The organism is Xylocopilactobacillus apis, from assembly GCF_033095965.1.
GTDB classification, from domain to species: Bacteria; Bacillota; Bacilli; order Lactobacillales; family Lactobacillaceae; genus Xylocopilactobacillus; species Xylocopilactobacillus apis.
On the sequence record NZ_AP026801.1, the window covers coordinates 1,437,531 to 1,454,994 of the forward strand.

Consider the following 17,464-nt stretch of genomic DNA (forward strand, 5'->3'; position numbering starts at 1 on the left):
TCCGTGTTTTTAAAAATCTCTAATTATAATATCACTTATCACGATCCAAGAACTTTTTTGATTGTTTCAGCAATTGTTTTTACTCCAATCACCTCAATTTTTGGTTTGTCATGATAATTTTTTAAGTTGTTTGCTGGTACAAATACCTTTTTAAATCCCAATTTTTCAGCTTCAGCGATTCTTAACTCAATCCGATTAACACTGCGGGCCTCACCAGCAAGTCCTAATTCTCCAATAAAGCAGACACTTGCGGGTATTTCTTTATTTTTAAAACTTGAAGTAATCGCCATTGCACAGGCCAAATCGATTGCTGGTTCATCTAAGCGAACTCCCCCAGTAACTTTAATATAAGCATCTTGATTTTGAAGTAAAATATTGGCTCTTTTTTCCAGCACTGCCATGATTAAAGACACTCGATTATAATCAATGCCCGTTGCTGTCCGCCTTGCATTGCCAAAAAGAGTCGGGGTTAACAACGCCTGAATTTCTACTAAAATAGGGCGTGTCCCTTCCATTGAGACAACAACTGCTGAACCGTTTGCCCCTTCTAGTCTTTCCTGCAAAAACATTTCTGAAGGATTGGTAACTTCTTTAAGTCCGTCTTCATGCATTTCAAACAAACCAATTTCATCAGTAGAGCCAAATCGATTTTTTACGGTGTGCATAATCCGGTAAAGATGAAATTTGTCCCCTTCAATATAAATTACCGTGTCAACCATGTGCTCTAAGATTTTGGGCCCAGCAATAGTGCCATCTTTTGTAATATGACCAACGATAAAAGTCGTAATATTTTGATTTTTAGCAATCTTCATTAAACGACTTGTCAATTCTTTCACAACAGAAACACTTCCTACTGCTCCGTCGATGTCTGAAAGTTCCATTGTTTGGATTGAATCAACCACCAACAAATCGGGCTTAACCTCACCAAGAAGTGACTCTACTTCATCAAAATCACTAGTAGAAAGAATTATTAATTCCTTACCTCTTACCCCCAAACGTTCTGCCCTTCTTTTAATCTGAGATGCGCTCTCTTCGCCAGACACGTAGAGGACTTTTTGGTCTTGAGAAACAATTTTACTGGCAATTTGCAGCAAAATTGTTGATTTACCGATTCCTGGATCTCCCGAAATAAGAACCAAAGAGCCCGGAACAAGTCCGCCCCCTAAAACTCGGTCAAACTCATCAACCCCCGTTTTTAATCTTGCAAGATCATTGATCGAAATTTCATCGATTGACTTAGCAACTGCTTGTTCACCAATTTTCGCTTTTTTCTTTAAGGTTTCCTGTGATTTTTTAACCAGCGGCTCCATTGTGTCAAATTCATGACAGTTGGGACAAACCCCGTATTGAACTGCTGATTCGTATCCGCAGTTGCTGCACACATAGATAGTTTTCGTTTTTACCATTTTAATCTCCGGAAGAACCAAATCCTCCAATTCTCTTACCATCAGCAAGATCATTTTCTGCCATTAAAAACGGCATAAAAATCCCCTGACCAATTCGTTCACCTTTTTTAATTGTCACGTCTTCATCTTTTATGTTTAATACTTGGAAAAAAATCTCTCCTTCATTACCAGGATTATCAAAATAATCACTATCAACAATCCCGACTCCGTTCGGTAAAATCAATCCTTTTTTTCGCGGATTGCCGGAACGATTTACTAAAAGTAAAAACTCATTTGATTCCATATAAGCTTTAATCCCGGTTGGAATTAAAACTGGTTCGCTTTGATGAGCTTTAATTGTAACATCTGATGCTGCTTCAAAATCATATCCTGCCGACCCAACACTGCTGCGTTCTGGCAAATTTATATTTTGATTCTGATATTTACTTACTAACTTAAATCCTCGCATGATTCTCCTTTATCCAATCAACATATTATTTTTACAATTAGGTCTAACTTTCTTCACAATCAGATAGTAATCTAATAAGTGTAGAAATTAATTACTACTCCTCCCAGAGATCTAGTTAATTTTCATAAATAATTTACAAACTCCCAAAAAATTACTCGATCGGCCTCCCTGATCGAGTTTTTTAATTTTCTAATCCATAAATTATAATTACTTTAAGTATACAATGCTATGCAAGAGGTTGATAAAATGGAATATAAAAAAGTACAGCTAAAAGTTAGTAACGACGGCATTAATGAATATAAATCCTTTTTAGGCTATAAAATTTATAGTACGATCAATAAATCTAATAATGATAGGACAATAACTTATAAAAGAATCTATCAAACTCCAAGGAAAAATTTTGTTTATTATGAAAGATCTGATGTTAACTGGAATTACTGGAACGATAAATCACACTACAAATCTAATTTTGATCCAAGTGAAATAAAATCTAATTTCATTTTTAAGGTTGTACCTACTTTATCTTCGTTAAACAATTATATTGATGAAAATATGATTCAAAAACTTCAGACCAAATTAACCGCCGGTGAAGTTGTTGAGGAATTAGATATTTGATTTTTTTGTTTACAATAATTTGACAGATAAATCAAAATTTCTTCACATCTACAATGTAGTATTAACATTGTAGAAATTAGTTAATAACTCCTCCCAAGAGATTTAATTAATTACCTTAACAACTTATAAACTCCCAAGAAATTCGGTGATCTCCCCTCATCGAATTTTTATTTTACCCAAATACCTGTTATATTATGAGAATTGGGGGAATTACTATGACTAAATTAATTTGCATTGACCTAGATGGAACGCTTCTAAATGATTTGTTACAAATAACCGATTACACCAAAAATGTAATCACTGAAGCCCGTAATGCTGGGATTAAAATTGTAATCACGAGCGGCCGTCCATTAACAGGTGTATATTCTATAATTGACCGGCTGGATTTAAATTCTGAAGACTACGTAATAACATACAATGGTGGATTAATTCAAAAAGTTGATGGAACCACAATTCAACAATTCAGTCTTCCCTATTCTAGCGTTTTAGAAATTGATCTTTTTAATCGAAACCTTGGAACTTATGTTGAATTTCAAACCGAAAGCAGTGCTTATACAACTTGGCATCAAATTAATTGGCATGGAAGTTTCGAAAATTATATGACTCGTCTCCCTCTTTACATTAAAGAACATGGAAAATTACCTGAAGACATTAATTATATCAAGGCCATGACTAATGATGATCAAAAAGTTCTTGATCAGATCGAAAAGAAAATTCCATTATCATTTTATAATAAATTAACTGTTATTCGTTCTTCCAGACATAATATAGAGTATTTGAATAAACAATCATCAAAAGGGAATGCAATGGCTGCTCTGGCCAAAAAATTAAACATTGAAATTGAAGAAACAATGGCAATCGGTGATCAACTAAATGATCTATCAATGATTAATCAAGCCGGTATTGGAGTTGCAATGGGAAATGCAATTTCTATCATTAAACAAGCTGCTGAAGTTGAAACTAATGATAATAACCATGACGGAGTCGCTCATGCAATTGAAAAATATGGACTACATAGATGAAAAGCTGGAAATTTGTTAAAAATGCTACCCATTTCTTTTTCCAAAAAGGAAAAACATTTTTAATTTTATTTTTAACTCTCCATATTTTGATTAACTTTTTTATAATTCCTGCTCTCGCTTTAACTGCGCAAGGAATACTTTGGATCAATAAAATTCCTTATCTAGGTTACGACAATTTCACTTCAATAGTCACCAAAAATCCGCTGGCTGTTTTGGAACTAATTGCTCTGCTAATCATCATTTTGATGTTAGTTTATTTACAATTTGCTTTTGTTTTTATTGGAATTGATCAATTGCGACAAGATTATGATCAAACCATTTGGGAAATACTTAAGAAAAGCTGGAGCAAAATTCATAATCTTAAATTTTCAAGTTTCCCTTTTTTTATTTGTTACCTAATCATAGTTGTGCCTTTATCTAATATTTTATTGGGCTCCCCACTGCTTGACAAAGTTAAAATACCTACATTTATCGAGGATTTCTTTTTAAGCAATGGGTGGATGACATTTATTTATCTTGCTTTCATTTTAATAATTACCTTTTTGGCAATTCGCTTAATTCAAGTGTTACCATTAATTTTTATCAAAAATAACCAAATTACAGAAGCTATTAAAAACAGCTGGCACAATACTGGACCTCGATTTTGGAAAATTATTGTGCGTTTTATATTGGTGATTTTAATAGCTTCTCTAGTTAAATTCGCAGTAATTGGTTTTATTGTCTCTTTTCAGCGGCTTCTTGATCTAATGCTTGAAAAAAATATTGCTTTTTATTTTGCAATTGGGAATCTTTCTTTAATTAAAATTATTCAATTATTACTTGGAATTTGGGCCTCAGCTCTTAGCGCTTTAATAGTCGTTGTGGACTTTTATCAAGACGAGAAAATTACAAATTCCTCACTTTATAAAAATACAGAAATACATTTCAAAAAAAAATTAGGAAAAGGCAGTTATACGATTTCTGCCTTAATAATTCTAATAATTTCAATTGTTAATTTTAGAAATTATGCACTTTTTATTAACAATCACGACAACACAAAAATTTTAGAAATATCTCACCGTGGGGTTGACGGAAATAACGGTGTTCAAAACACAATTCCCGTTCTTAAAAAAACTGCTAAATTAAAACCCGATTATGTTGAAATGGACATTCACGAAACGAAAGATCATCAATTTATTGTAATGCATGACGCCAATTTAAAGCAATTAACTGGCCTTAACAAAGAGCCTTATCAATTAACTCTAAAACAATTAACGAAGCTAAAAGTACGAGAAAATGGACAAAGTGCGCCAATGGCTAGTTTTGACGATTATTATCAAACGGCTCGTAAAATTCACCAACATTTACTGATTGAAATTAAGACGACTCCTCATGACAGCAAAAATATGTTAGACATTTTTTTAAAAAAGTATGGAAGAATAATTGTTAATAATCATGATCGAGTTCATTCACTAGACTATCGAATAGTTGATGGAATCAAACAGAAAGCTCCTAAAATTTTCGTTAGTTATATTATGCCTTACAACCTAATCTTTCCTAACACAAAAGCGAACGCCTACACGATGGAAGAAGCAACGCTCGATGAAAGTTTTATTTTCGGAGCAAAAAATGAGAACAAACAGGTTTACGCCTGGACTGTCGATGATCCAGATGACATGGACCGCATGCAGTTTATCGGAGTTAACGGAATTATAACCAATGAACTGTCCAAACTTAAAAAAAGCATTAAAACCAATAACAAACGTACAACTTACGCGCACAGAATTTGGCTTTATGCGAAGGAAAATTCTATTTTCGACTTTTCAACGATAGAAAATTAGGGTTATCTATATAGCATAAATAACAACTTCAATTTTTTTACAATATAGTAGACTACTTTTCATTTACCAAAAGCCATTTTTTGCGCTCAATTCCGCCAGCGTATCCCCCAATATTACCGTTAGAATTAATGACTCGATGACAGGGAATAATAAGCGCGATTTTGTTAGTACTATTTGCTCTTGCAACCGCTCTGCTGGCATTTTTATTGCCGATTCTAACTGCTAATTCTTGATATGAAATTGTCTCACCTGTGGGAATTTTTTGAAGCTCTTGCCAAACTTTAATTTGAAAATTAGTTCCCGTCATTTTAATTGGAACTGTAAAAATTGATTTACCTGTGGAAAAGTATTCATTTAATTCATGTTCCAGTTCATTAACTATTGAAATTTTTCGAGGTAAAATTTTTGCTTTAAGTCGTTTTTTAAAGTTATGGATTTCACTCTCAAGCCCTTTTCGATCAACAAACTCTAGTAAATAAACCGCATGGTTGTCAGTAATAACGATCATTGGGCCCAACTTAGTTTTAAGTATTGAATAAAATAAGGGAGTAAAATTTTTATTGCTTATTTCTTCTACTAACTTAGTCAATAGATCAATCTTTTTAGCAGCACCTGTCTCATTCATTTTATTTTCCCTTTTTATATAAAAAACAAAAGAGCTGCATTTTACAGCCCCTTTTGAATATTTTTATTTACTTAAATCTAGTCCTTCTAGTGGCGGTAATGGTGCTCCGGCTTTATAAACTTCAACTAGTGCTTCTGGAATCACTAATTCTTTTAACCGATCCTTAACATTTAAATTAATTTGATCAATCTGATCGTTAATAATTTTATTAGTAAACTCTGGATCACTTAATGCTACGACTCCCATTGCAACTATATCACCATAATTTAAAGCATCTAATGCATCATCCGGCGTTTTAACTGAACCAGAAACAATCATTGCTTCTCTTTTGGCAATTTTCTCTTTAATAAGAGCATTAACGGGCTTGGTTTGGTTCCCTTTTAATGCATAGGCTTTATAGGCATCTTTACCAAAATTACCACCGCCATACGTTGAAGTATGAAGATAATCAATATCTAAATCTGATAATTTATCAACTAATTTAAGAGTATCATCAATCGTATAACCAACATTTTCTCCGTGGATTTCTTCAGGTGAAAGACGATATCCGACAATAAAATCGGGTTTTAATTTTCTGGCGACTGAAATAACTTCTTTAGTTACTTCGATCGGGAAATTCATCCGTTTTTCTAAGCTGCCGCCCCAAAAATCTGTTCGTCGATTAGAATATTCAGAGAAAAATTGCTGAATTAAATAATGATTGGCTCCATGGATTTCAACCCCGTCAAAACCAGCTTTAATTAAGCGCTCAGTTGCCTTGCCGAAATCAGTAATAATTTGTTTAATTTGTCCATCTGTGAGTTCTTTAACCGGATAATTCAAAAAAGGAAAATCAATTGCACTAGGGGCATAAGCATTTCCAGTTTCGGCATATCCGACCGATGCTTCACGACCCGGATGCTGAAGCTGAACAATCGCTTTATTTCCGTGTTCTTTCATAACACTTGCTAACTTACTAAAAGGTTCAATTGCTTCATCATTTTCAATTGATAGTTGATGAGGTCCACATTTAGTATGAGGCTGAAAAGTTGTCGCACCTGTAATTAAAATTTGTCCCACTTCATTACGTAATTTAAAATAGTCTAAATCTAACTGAGATGGAGTTCCGTCATCATTTGAAGCAAAAACCAACATCGGACACATTCCTAATCGATCAGTCAAAGTTACTCCATTATTTAATCTAAGTTCTTCAAAAAGCGGCTGATATTTTTCTTGCATTGTTTCCTCCATCCAATTTTTATATTTTCAACTTAATTATAAATCATTCAGCTTATAAAAAAGCGCTTTTATTGAAATAGATTTTAAAACATAAAAATCGCTTTAATTTTGAAATTTTAAACCTTAAAATAGTCATTGAAACAATGAAAATATTAAAAAAAACTTTTACTGACAAATTACTATTGATCAGCTTAGCAGTAGCTGTTATTACTCTTATTGTAGGTCGCCCTCGTAATAGTGATATTGATTGGCGAACGATCGGATCTTTGTTTGCTCTGATGATTATGGTCCAATCATTTCAATTTTTGGGGGTCTTTCAATTTATTGCTGATAATTTAACTTATAAAATTGTGAATACACGACTCCTCATTCAAATTTTAATTTTAATTGCTTTTTTTAGTTCAATGATTTTGACCAATGATGTCGCAATAATCACTTTAATTCCTTTACTGAAAATCAGCATTAAACAAACTAAAGTTGCCCCGGAATTACCAGTTATTTTGCTTTGCCTCGCTGCTAATTTAGGAAGTATCCTTTTACCGATTGGTAATCCTCAAAATCTATTTTTATTTGTCCACTACAATTTATCCTTTATAAACTTTCTCAAAATGGCATTACCAATCTGTCTATTAAGTTTTATCCTCCTTGAGTCTTTAACTTATCTCATTAAGCCTCAACCACTCGTTCAACAGAAATTAGGATTAAATAAATTAAATTCTAAAAAAGTCTGGATTGCAGGAATCAGTTCATTAATTGTTTTATTAAGCATCCTTAAATTAATTCCTTTAACAATTGGAATTCTGATTGCTATTATCAGTGCTTTAATAATTTCCCCGCAAATATTTGGAAATGTTGATTATTCGCTTTTATTGACATTTATTTGTTTTTTCGTTGCCGTAAGTAATATTAGTCATGCTGATATTCTCGTTAATTCATTAAAATCGATTGGAAATAATGCCATTGAAGTCTATTTTTCAAGTATTGGATTAAGTCAATTTTTAAGTAATGTCCCAACTGCTATTTTATTCGCACCATTTACTAAAAAGTCTTATGCTTTATTTTTAGGTACCAACATTGGAGGTCTTGGAACTTTAGTTGCATCACTTGCCAATCTTCTTGCTTATAAACAATACAAACTTAATTTCAAGCGTCAAAATAAACATTACCTTATTAAATTTACAGGATTGAATGTTTTAATGCTCTTAATCCTTGGATTTTTAGGTTGCCTATTAATTATTTTGTACTAAAAAACGAGCCATAGAGACTCGTTTTAAATTAATCTAAATCTTCGCCATTGGAAGCAATCACCTTTTTATACCAATAAAAGGAATCTTTTTTATAGCGTTTCAAACTTCCATTACCTTCATCATCTTGATCGACGTAGATAAAGCCGTAACGTTTTGACATCTCAGAAGTTGAAAAACTAATTAAATCAATTGGGCCCCATGTGGTATAACCCATCAATTTAACACCATCTTTAATTGCTTCTCTCATTTGTTCAATGTGTTTGCGCAAGTATGCAATTCGATAAGTATCATGGACCTTATGATCAAGTGTCATTTTATCTTCAGCACCAAGACCATTCTCAACTATGAATAACGGAACTCGATAGCGATCCCAAAACTCGTTTAATGTAATCCTAAGACCAATCGGATCAATCTGCCAACCCCAATCACTTGTTTCAAGATATGGATTTTTTTCGCTTCCTGCAACAAAATTACCAGTAAACTTTTCAACATGTTCACTTGCAGTAGTGATACTTGTCATATAATAACTGAAGCCAAGATAATCAACCTTACCTGCCATAATAATTTTCTCATCATCCGGCTCCATCTTAATTTCAATTCCATTTTCTTTAAAATAACGATTCATATATTCCGGATATGCACCTCGAACTTGCACGTCAGTAAAGAACAGATTCAACTGATCTTGTAATTGTGCTGCTCGAACATCTGATGGATTAGATGATTTCGGATACGTCTGCATTCGAGCTAGCATACAGCCAATTTTAGCTTCGGGATCAATTTCATGACATTGCTTAACAGCCATTGCACTTGCAACAAATTGATGATGAACAGCTTGATAACGTAATTGTCCTTGTTCAGTTAGAGATAATTCATTGTCGACAGCACCAGTTCCAGTATAACCGCCAATAATGGCATTAATCTCATTAAAAGTCATCCAGTATTTTACAACTCCACGATAACGATTAAAAAGAACTTTTGTATAACGAGTAAAATCTTCAATAGTTTTTCGACTTGCCCAACCATTTTGCTGGACAGTTAAATTTAAAGGCATTTCATAGTGAGAAATTGTTACTACAGGTTCAATTCCATACTTATGACATTCTTTAAAAACATTATCATAAAACTTTAGTCCAGCTTCATTCGGTTCAGCATCATTACCATTAGGAAAAATTCGAGCCCAGGCGATTGAAATTCGAAACACTTTAAATCCCATTTCAGCAAATAATTTAATATCTTCCTTGTAATGGTGATAGAAATCAATTCCACGCCTCTTAGGATACATTTCATCAGTCTGATCAGCAATTGCTTCTTCGATACTGCTTTTTGAAACATCATTCATCGAAAGTACTAAATGATTTTGGGCCTTTTTTACTGCTTCGGCCGTTGTTAATCCTTTGCCGTCAACGTTCCAAGCACCTTCTATTTGATTAGCAGCCGTCGCTCCTCCCCATAAGAAACCTTTAGGAAATCCCGTCGGCACATCTTTTGAATACATTACTTAATATCCTTCCATTCCTTTTTTCCTGCAATAAAATACTTCAAAGAACCTATTGAACTAGTTAAAGTAAACTTTCCATCTTTATAAACTAATATTGTCACACCATCATTTTTAATTGGTGCTCCTTTATATAATTGCTATCAATGAGCTTGTAATTCCCAATACTCTTCTTACTTTATGTTTCATCATTTTCCCTATAAATTGGGTGTTTTTTAACTACTCCAAGTCCAAAAGTAAATCTTTTTGTTTTACTTCGCCTTTAGCCATCACATTAACTTCATCGTAGTTCTTACTGTTAGTAATAACGATTGGCGTCGTAATTTGTAAACCTGCATCCTTAATTGTTTGAATATCAAACTTAACTAGTATCTGACCAGCTTTTACATGTTCATCTTTTTTAACTAAAATTTCAAAACCTTTACCATCTAATTGAACTGTATCCATTCCAATATGAATTAGAATTTCAGCTCCGTTATCGGTTAAAAGTCCAACTGCATGTCCAGTTGGAAATACCATCTGAATCGTACCATCGGCAGGTGCCACAACAACCCCTTCAGTCGGCTCGATTGCAATACCAGCACCCATTGCACCAGATGAGAAGACTTCATCTTTAACATCTTTTAGAGAAATGACTTGTCCTGTCAAAGGGCTAAGAATTGTTTCTGCCCTACTTTGAGGAGTAGAACTAACCTGATTTTTACTCTCTGATTTAACTCCTGCGGTTGATGCAGCAACTGCAGGTTGTTTACTATCATTGATGCCTCCCCACATTATTGTGAATACTGTTGCTAAAATAAATGCTAAAACATCACCGATTAAAGAAATACCAAATCCTTTACTGATAAATGTCGGAATTGTTAACACACTAACTAATCCAACTGAATTTGCATGAACTCCTGAAGCCGCTACGATGGCTCCTCCTATTCCTCCTGCAATTGCTGCACAGTAGAATGGTTTTTTCATTTTCAAAGTAATCCCGTAAACGGTTGGTTCAGTAATCCCAAAGATTGAAGTAATTGTATTAGAACCAGCTAAACCTTTCATTTTTTCGTCTTTGGTTTTTAAGAAAACCGCAAACGCTGCCCCTGCTTGGGCTAAAACAGCTGGCAAAAGAATTGGAACCAAAGGATCATAGCCCCATTTTGTCAAATTGTTCATCATAACCGGTACAAAGGCCCAATGAACACCAAATATTACGAAGACTTCCCAGAAACCGCCTAAAACAAGTCCAGAAATAATTCGAACATTCTTATAAAGCATTAAAACAAGACCTGCTAAAGCGTTACTTATTGCTGTACTGATTGGTCCAACAACGATAAAAGTTAAAGGAACTAAAATCATTAACACGCAAAGCGGTGTCAAAATATTACGGACCGATTCGTGCCATAATTTATTAAACAGCGGTTCTAAATACTTTTGCAAAAATACCACTAACAAAATTGGAATAACGGTACTCGTATAAGTTGTTGCTACAATTGGAATTCCAAAAAAATTTATTTGATTATGACTGCTTGTTAATGCAACCATCGTCGGATAAACCAATGCCATTGCAATTGAGACTGTAACAAATTGATTTACTTTTAGCTGTCTTGCAGAAGTAAAAGCTAAAATTATTGGTAAGAAATAAAAAATTCCGTCCGCTGCTGCATACCAAACCTGATAAGCTCCTGTATTAGGTGTCATCCAATGTAAAACGACAAATAGCGATAACAAACCCTTTAAAATTCCGGCTCCTGCCATGGCACCAAGAAATGGCGTAAATGAACCAGAAATGAAACCAATAAAGGAATCAAATGCGCCCTTTGCTGTTAATTTCTTTTTTTCAGTTGGGGCTGATTCTTCATCAACTGATCCCAAACGAGGGTCAAGAGCAACTAGTGCATCATAAACCTCGCCGACGTTATTACCAATTACGACTTGGTATTGTCCGCCCGCTTGTACAACAGTTACAACACCATCTAAAGCTTCAATTGCTTCAGTATTTGCTTTGCTTTCATCTTTTAAAATAAATCTTAGTCTTGTTGCGCAATGCCAGGCAGTATCAATATTTGTATCGCCTCCAACATTGTCAAAAATTTGTTTGCTTAATTCTTCGTAAGCCATTTTTTCCTCCTAAAATATAAAAACCCGCCATTGCTAAATACTAGAATTAAAATAATTCTAGAAAATAACAATTAACGGGTTAATGCCTGATCGAATCAGTAACACACCAATGTGATGATTATTCACTTATATGGCGATGAGTAACACGCCAAATATGTAAAGTTAGATAAACTTTTTCATCCGGCTGCAGCTGCCAGCCTGTTTTATTTTGTAAAAAATCTCCGATCCGTTCAACAGTTTTGTAAGCATGGGGATACTTAGCAATCATTAATTTTAAAATAGCTGGATCTAAATCATCGCTTTGCCCTTCAGCTTTTCTTAAATGCTGAATCATAAAAGAACGTAAATGAGTAATAAAGCGATTAAAGTTAAACGAATCACTATCTAAATTAATGCCGTATTCATATTGAACAATTTCAACTACTTGCTCAATTAGTTTAGTAATCTTAATGGTATCGTGAAGTCCTGGAGCATCAGATCTTAAATTCAAGAAATGATATGTGATAAAAACTACTTCACCGCTAGAAAGCTTCAGCTTAGACATTTTTTCAATCAACCTAACCGCTTTTTGGGCTGCCTCGTATTCTTGAGGAAATAATTTTTTAACACTCCAGCGAGTTGTTCCGTCTGCTAAATCTAAAGCGGTCCCCGCACGCTGAATTGTAAATTCAATGTGGTCTGCTAGAACCAAATATTGATAACTATTAAATTTTGCATTTAAAATCGGTTCAACCATTTTAACAACTTCATTCGTAATTAAAACTGTTTGATCAGAGATATCCGATAAAGTATCAAGTACCGAACTATCCTCATCTGCTGCTACAAAACGACGAGAAATCTTACTTTGGTCAACCTGATCTCCCGGTTTTTTCCCAAAGCCGATCCCGTTTCCAATCACCACCCATTCTGTATTATTTTGATCCTTAACCAGAGCAATATTATTATTAAAATTTTTAACAAAAATCAATCTTTTAATCCCCCTGGCTAAGGCAAACAAAAAGCCTACCTTTTAATGAAATTCGATACATTAAAAGATAGGTTTATGCCCAAATTCAATCGGTAACACACCTTTTACGAACAATATTATATTAGTCTGTGAAACCGTTGTCAACACTTTTTTGATTTTAGGGAATTTAAAAACCTAACACTTTTTTGTTATTAATCAATTATCAATAACGATTTAATCGCTTCACGCTGATCCATTGCTTCATAAGCATCCTCAACTTGATCAAGTTTAAAACGTTTAGTAAAGACTTTACCAGGGTGGATTTTTCCATTCAAAACTGCATCTAACAATACTTTACGATCATCAGTTGTAACGCTGGCGATTCCGCCTCGTAAACCAATGTTCTTCCAAAATAGATTACTGGTATTCATTTCATTTTTTTGAGGAACTCCTACGCGCCCAACAACGGCACCAGGACGGCAGACTTTAACTGCAGTATCAACTGATTGTTCAGTTCCAACACATTCTAAAACTTCATCAGCACCATTCCCATTAGTTAAATCCATAACCTTTTTAACACCCTCATCACCACGTTCAGCAACAATATCGGTCGCACCAAACTCTTTTGCCAATCGCTGGCGATCCTCGTGACGACTCATCGCAATAATCCTTTTAGCACCTAGAAGCTTAGCTGAAATAACTCCACAAAGTCCAACGGCTCCGTCACCAATTACAACTACTGTATCCCCTGATTTAATCTCAGCGCTATCTGCTGCATGAAATCCTGTCGCCATAACATCTGCCAAAGCTAAAAGATCATTTAGCTCATCATCGCTATAATCACTAGGAAGTCCTGGAATTTTAACTAGTCCCCAAGAAGCGTTTTTATATCTTAAATACTCCCCTTGGTAACCAATTACTTCGTCATCAATTTTTGTTAAGCAATTCCCATCAAATCCGGCAAGACAAGCTGCACAATGACCACAACCATGGGTGAAAGGTACAACTACAAAGTCACCTACTTGAACATTTTTGACTGCCGAACCGATTTTTTCGACAATGCCGATAGCTTCATGTCCAACCGGAGTATTCTTTTCTCGCTTAGAGATTCCCCGATACCACCAAAGATCAGACCCGCAGACACAGGCTCTGACAACCTTGATAATTGCATCATGCTCTGATTTAATTTCAGGCATTGGGTAATCTCTTAATTCAATCTTGCCTGGTTCAATAAAAGTTGCTGTTTTCATCTTATTTATCTCCATAATAAAAGTTAGCTGTTGCTCCGCCATCAATTAAAAAAGTTGAGCCGGTAATAAACGCACCTGCTGAAGTCATTAATAACTGGGCCACATTTGCCACTTCATCGGCAATTCCTGGACGACCAGCAGGTGATTTAGCAAACATTTCCTTGTAAAAATCACCGCGAATGCCATTAAATTCATCTAAAGCCAATGGCGTAACAATAATTCCTGGAGCAATTGCATTTAATCTGGCTCCTCTTTTAGCCCAATTTAAAGCTTCAGCCATGACACGTTTTTCATTGCAGCGTTTAGCCAGCTGATAAGCATGAAGCGTGTCTTTTACATTTTCAGGCTTTAATAGATCTAAATCCAACAACTCCTCAGTCGGGGTTAAGGCTAGTAATCGATCCTCATCGGGCGTTAATGCTGGCATGCGGTGACCTGACTGACTAGTAATTGTAACCCCAACGCCATTTTCGGCAATAACTTTTCCTACTTCTTCTAACAATACCGCGGTACCATATAAATCAACCTTTAAAATTGCTTCAATTGAGGCCTGACTAGGAGATAATCCTGCGCCATTAACTAAAGTTGAGATTTCACCGTATTCTTGACCTTTATCTATCATCTTTTTAATTGAACTACGAGATGATAGATCCATCTCAATTGCTTCGACATCAAAACCAGCTTCTTCCATTACTTTTGCAATAGTTTGAGCATTGTTAATATTTTTATCACCTAAAATAATTTTTTGGTCGGCGCCAATTCTTCTGGCAATCGCCATACTAATTTGACCAGCACCAACAACTAACATTACTTTTTTCTTCATTTTAATCTCCTTTAATAAACGGGTCTGTTTTCTCCCTGGGTATCAGGATCTGCAATTCCTATACTTTCTTTAACATATAAATTTGGATCATCGATCAGTTTTAAAATAAACTCAGCAACACTTTTTCTTGAAACTGAAACTCCATTGTAAATTTCATTTCGTGTTGTAATTGAGTACTTAATTTCGTCGCGGTCATTAAGCCACGGCAAACGTAAAGTCGTATACTTAACACCTGATTCTGCTAGAAGCTGATCAGAATTACGAGCTGTTGCTAATCCTTTGGGACCAATTTGTTCAGCATTCCATTGGCCAAAAGCTCCAGGAACTTCATCGTAAATTCCAAGCACATTAGCTACCGCAACTCGACCTTTACCATTTGACTTCATTGCATGAATGACGTTTTTAGTAATCGAATTATCTGATTCATGATCGACTGTCGCTACAAAAATAAAATCCTGATCCTTTAAAGCTTCAAAAACTTCTTCTTCATTTCTTATATCTCCCTCGATTAACTTAACTTGCGGGTTGTTCTCTAAATTTTCTAATCGACTTTTATTTCTTAAAAATAAAGTTAATTCAACATCCGAAAATTGTGGGGCATTTAATATTTGTTCTTCAAATAAACGGGCAATTTGTCCATTAGCACCTAAAACAGCAATCTTTCTCATTTTTACCTCTTTGTTGGCGTGTTAATTCCAACACTCTCTCTTGCATACAAGCTATTATCTCTAACAAGTTTTTTTACTAAATCTGCAATCGAACTAATTGAAACATCGTGTCCGCCAAAGGGTTCTCCCTTTCTTGTAACCTCATATTCAACTGGTCCACTGGTAAACCATCCGGGCCGAATAACCGTATAATTTAGATCAGATCCTTCAATCACATCGGCAGCTTCACGATACGTTTTTAAGATTGGGTTTGTGCTAAGATTACCGCTTGCTCCAACCAAAGCTGGAATCTCATTATAGATCCCCATCGAAGAAATAAAAATTAATCGAGAAACGTGATTTCGATCCATCGCCTCAACAATGTTCTCAGCAAATTTCCCCAAGTCACCTGTTAAAGCGGCTAAAACTACATCTTGATCTTTCATTGCTTGATCAAGATCATTATTTTTTAGAACATCGCCTGCAATAATTTTCTTACGATCACTTGCATCAATCTGAGCCGCCGAACGAGCGAAAAGCGTCAATTGATCATCCGTTTCTTCTAGTAACGTTTTAGTAACCGCTGTTCCAACAGTCCCTGTCGCTCCAATAATTAAAACTTTTTTTGTCATAAATCCTCTTTCTTTAATATGTACTTGCTTCTTGATCAGTTATAAACCATCGTCCTTGGTCTTTAACAAAATACATTTTCATCTGCAGCGGCCAAGTATGCACTGCTCCACCGTTAACAATTGCCTTAACTTTATTCTGTCCTATTAAACTAGCATTATTATCATTTATTTTAATATCTTTAATTTTTTCTTCGACTGATGAAAAGTATTGAAATCCTCCGTTTTGAATTTGGTCAATCCACTCTAATTTTGGTTGAACATAACCTGTCATATGACGCAGGTGCATTGAAGGCACCAAAATTTTATTTAAAGTTGTAATATCTTTAGCAACCATTGCTTCATTTTCCTTGCGGTAAAGGTCAATGATTTGTTTCTCATCAGTTTTTGCCATTGGCTTCCTCTAACTCTGATGCAGCATTGTTTACACAACGTAATGTGTTCAAACTTCTTGGATAACCAATAAATGGTATATTCTGCGAAATAATTTTAATTAAAAACTCTTTATCATTACCTATTTTCATATTTGTCTTAGCATGAGATGTAAGTTGGGGTTCAACGCCTCCTTGTGCACTTAAAAAACAAAAAGTAATCATTTCACGCTGTTCTTTACTTAATCCTTTACGAGTATAATAATCTCCAAAACAATTATCAGTTAACCAATAATTTATGTGCTGACTCTCTTTGGGTCCTGATTTCCAAAAGCCTTTCATATGATCACCCAAAATTTCAACTTGGATTTTTTCGCCTGCTGCTAAACGATTATCAGTTGTTGTTTGAGCTTGCGGTTCTAGTGGAAGTTCGATTCCTTGTTTTTCAAAAATTGTATTAGTAGCTTTTAAAAAAGGAAAAACTCGACCAATTCCAAGGTATGCAACAGCTTGATAAACGATCTCTTTTATTTCGACTGGAGTAACTCCTAAATTTAAAGCTGCTGGAAGCATCATCTGAAATTCATCAATTCCTTGACAACCAATCAGGGTCGCTAAATTAGAAATAAGACGCGTGCGGTCATCGAGATCATCGTGATTAACAACTTCATCAAATGCAAAATTATCAAATCTTTCAATGAATTCTGGATCGGTTTTTAAAAACTTCGATTCATAACCTGGAAACATTCTCTCATGATATTTTTTTGCTTGATCACTGATTGCCATTTTTGTATCT

Annotated in this window: 17 protein-coding genes; 4 read left to right on the plus strand and 13 right to left on the minus strand. The window is 34.7% G+C overall.

Features of this window, described 5'->3' with window-relative positions; translation table 11 throughout:
* Positions 1-38 precede the first annotated feature (38 nt).
* Together radA and R8749_RS06845 are read right to left on the minus strand one after the other, a co-directional pair.
* Positions 39-1,406 (minus strand): DNA repair protein RadA, encoded by a 1,368-nt coding sequence (gene radA / locus R8749_RS06840; RefSeq protein ID WP_317695287.1) that lies wholly within the window; start codon positions 1,404-1,406, stop codon positions 39-41.
* 1 nt (position 1,407) lies between these two features.
* Positions 1,408-1,854 (minus strand): dCTP deaminase/dUTPase family protein, encoded by a 447-nt coding sequence (locus R8749_RS06845; RefSeq protein WP_317695290.1) that lies wholly within the window; start codon positions 1,852-1,854, stop codon positions 1,408-1,410.
* A gap of 246 nt (positions 1,855-2,100) precedes the next feature.
* Here R8749_RS06845 and R8749_RS06850 point away from each other — a divergent pair, with 246 nt between their 5' ends.
* From R8749_RS06850 to R8749_RS06860, 3 genes are all read left to right on the plus strand, one after another.
* Positions 2,101-2,469: an EXLDI protein gene (locus R8749_RS06850; RefSeq protein ID WP_317695293.1), complete on the plus strand. Its 369-nt coding sequence runs from the start codon at positions 2,101-2,103 to the stop codon at positions 2,467-2,469.
* Between the two features lie 215 nt (positions 2,470-2,684).
* Complete coding sequence (locus R8749_RS06855; RefSeq protein WP_317695296.1) at positions 2,685-3,491, plus strand: Cof-type HAD-IIB family hydrolase; 807 nt, start codon at positions 2,685-2,687, stop codon at positions 3,489-3,491.
* Positions 3,488-5,311, plus strand: coding sequence for a glycerophosphoryl diester phosphodiesterase membrane domain-containing protein (locus R8749_RS06860; protein WP_317695298.1), 1,824 nt, complete (start codon positions 3,488-3,490; stop codon positions 5,309-5,311). The genes R8749_RS06855 and R8749_RS06860 overlap by 4 nt, the downstream gene beginning before the upstream one ends.
* A 52-nt stretch (positions 5,312-5,363) precedes the next feature.
* Here the strand turns inward: R8749_RS06860 and R8749_RS06865 are convergent, their stop codons facing one another.
* Positions 5,364-5,936 (minus strand): methylated-DNA--[protein]-cysteine S-methyltransferase, encoded by a 573-nt coding sequence (locus R8749_RS06865; protein ID WP_317695300.1) that lies wholly within the window; start codon positions 5,934-5,936, stop codon positions 5,364-5,366.
* 63 nt (positions 5,937-5,999) lie between these two features.
* Positions 6,000-7,154, minus strand: coding sequence for an oxidoreductase (locus R8749_RS06870; protein ID WP_317695301.1), 1,155 nt, complete (start codon positions 7,152-7,154; stop codon positions 6,000-6,002).
* 143 nt (positions 7,155-7,297) lie between these two features.
* Between R8749_RS06870 and R8749_RS06875 the strand changes: the two genes are divergently transcribed.
* Entirely contained in the window at positions 7,298-8,401 is a 1,104-nt protein-coding gene (locus R8749_RS06875) for an SLC13 family permease (RefSeq protein WP_317695304.1), read from the plus strand.
* Between the two features lie 28 nt (positions 8,402-8,429).
* Here the strand turns inward: R8749_RS06875 and R8749_RS06880 are convergent, their stop codons facing one another.
* The 9 genes from R8749_RS06880 to R8749_RS06920 form a co-directional block, all read right to left on the minus strand.
* Positions 8,430-9,896 (minus strand): glycoside hydrolase family 1 protein, encoded by a 1,467-nt coding sequence (locus tag R8749_RS06880; RefSeq protein WP_317695307.1) that lies wholly within the window; start codon positions 9,894-9,896, stop codon positions 8,430-8,432.
* 219 nt (positions 9,897-10,115) lie between these two features.
* A complete protein-coding gene (locus tag R8749_RS06885) occupies positions 10,116-12,002 on the minus strand; it encodes a beta-glucoside-specific PTS transporter subunit IIABC (RefSeq protein WP_317695310.1) in 1,887 nt (628 codons plus the stop codon).
* 118 nt (positions 12,003-12,120) lie between these two features.
* The gene (locus R8749_RS06890; RefSeq protein WP_317695313.1) at positions 12,121-12,969 is read right to left on the minus strand and encodes a PRD domain-containing protein; all 849 of its coding nucleotides are present in this window, start codon (positions 12,967-12,969) and stop codon (positions 12,121-12,123) included.
* Between the two features lie 191 nt (positions 12,970-13,160).
* The gene (locus tag R8749_RS06895; RefSeq protein WP_317695315.1) at positions 13,161-14,198 is read right to left on the minus strand and encodes a zinc-dependent alcohol dehydrogenase family protein; all 1,038 of its coding nucleotides are present in this window, start codon (positions 14,196-14,198) and stop codon (positions 13,161-13,163) included.
* Between the two features lies 1 nt (position 14,199).
* On the minus strand, positions 14,200-15,021 hold the full coding sequence (locus R8749_RS06900) for an SDR family oxidoreductase (protein WP_317695318.1): 822 nt from the start codon (positions 15,019-15,021) through the stop codon (positions 14,200-14,202).
* Between the two features lie 11 nt (positions 15,022-15,032).
* A complete protein-coding gene (locus R8749_RS06905) occupies positions 15,033-15,689 on the minus strand; it encodes an NAD(P)H-binding protein (protein WP_317695320.1) in 657 nt (218 codons plus the stop codon).
* Positions 15,690-15,691: 2 nt separating this feature from the next.
* Positions 15,692-16,300 (minus strand): NAD(P)H-binding protein, encoded by a 609-nt coding sequence (locus R8749_RS06910; protein WP_317695322.1) that lies wholly within the window; start codon positions 16,298-16,300, stop codon positions 15,692-15,694.
* A gap of 13 nt (positions 16,301-16,313) precedes the next feature.
* The gene (locus tag R8749_RS06915; protein WP_317695324.1) at positions 16,314-16,691 is read right to left on the minus strand and encodes a nuclear transport factor 2 family protein; all 378 of its coding nucleotides are present in this window, start codon (positions 16,689-16,691) and stop codon (positions 16,314-16,316) included.
* Complete coding sequence (locus tag R8749_RS06920) at positions 16,678-17,454, minus strand: carboxymuconolactone decarboxylase family protein (RefSeq protein ID WP_317695326.1); 777 nt, start codon at positions 17,452-17,454, stop codon at positions 16,678-16,680. The genes R8749_RS06915 and R8749_RS06920 overlap by 14 nt, the downstream gene beginning before the upstream one ends.
* Positions 17,455-17,464 lie beyond the last annotated feature (10 nt).

Excerpts from the sequence above, each read along its gene's own strand:
- radA (WP_317695287.1), bottom strand. The coding sequence starts at position 1,406 with ATGGTAAAAACGAAAACTATCTATGTGTGCAGCAACTGCGGATACGAA.
- R8749_RS06845 (WP_317695290.1), bottom strand. The coding sequence starts at position 1,854 with ATGCGAGGATTTAAGTTAGTAAGTAAATATCAGAATCAAAATATAAAT.
- R8749_RS06850 (WP_317695293.1), top strand. The coding sequence starts at position 2,101 with ATGGAATATAAAAAAGTACAGCTAAAAGTTAGTAACGACGGCATTAAT.
- R8749_RS06855 (WP_317695296.1), top strand. The coding sequence starts at position 2,685 with ATGACTAAATTAATTTGCATTGACCTAGATGGAACGCTTCTAAATGAT.
- R8749_RS06860 (WP_317695298.1), top strand. The coding sequence starts at position 3,488 with ATGAAAAGCTGGAAATTTGTTAAAAATGCTACCCATTTCTTTTTCCAA.
- R8749_RS06865 (WP_317695300.1), bottom strand. The coding sequence starts at position 5,936 with ATGAATGAGACAGGTGCTGCTAAAAAGATTGATCTATTGACTAAGTTA.
- R8749_RS06870 (WP_317695301.1), bottom strand. The coding sequence starts at position 7,154 with ATGCAAGAAAAATATCAGCCGCTTTTTGAAGAACTTAGATTAAATAAT.
- R8749_RS06875 (WP_317695304.1), top strand. The coding sequence starts at position 7,298 with ATGAAAATATTAAAAAAAACTTTTACTGACAAATTACTATTGATCAGC.
- R8749_RS06880 (WP_317695307.1), bottom strand. The coding sequence starts at position 9,896 with ATGTATTCAAAAGATGTGCCGACGGGATTTCCTAAAGGTTTCTTATGG.
- R8749_RS06885 (WP_317695310.1), bottom strand. The coding sequence starts at position 12,002 with ATGGCTTACGAAGAATTAAGCAAACAAATTTTTGACAATGTTGGAGGC.
- R8749_RS06895 (WP_317695315.1), bottom strand. The coding sequence starts at position 14,198 with ATGAAAACAGCAACTTTTATTGAACCAGGCAAGATTGAATTAAGAGAT.
- R8749_RS06900 (WP_317695318.1), bottom strand. The coding sequence starts at position 15,021 with ATGAAGAAAAAAGTAATGTTAGTTGTTGGTGCTGGTCAAATTAGTATG.
- R8749_RS06905 (WP_317695320.1), bottom strand. The coding sequence starts at position 15,689 with ATGAGAAAGATTGCTGTTTTAGGTGCTAATGGACAAATTGCCCGTTTA.
- R8749_RS06910 (WP_317695322.1), bottom strand. The coding sequence starts at position 16,300 with ATGACAAAAAAAGTTTTAATTATTGGAGCGACAGGGACTGTTGGAACA.
- R8749_RS06915 (WP_317695324.1), bottom strand. The coding sequence starts at position 16,691 with ATGGCAAAAACTGATGAGAAACAAATCATTGACCTTTACCGCAAGGAA.
- R8749_RS06920 (WP_317695326.1), bottom strand. The coding sequence starts at position 17,454 with ATGGCAATCAGTGATCAAGCAAAAAAATATCATGAGAGAATGTTTCCA.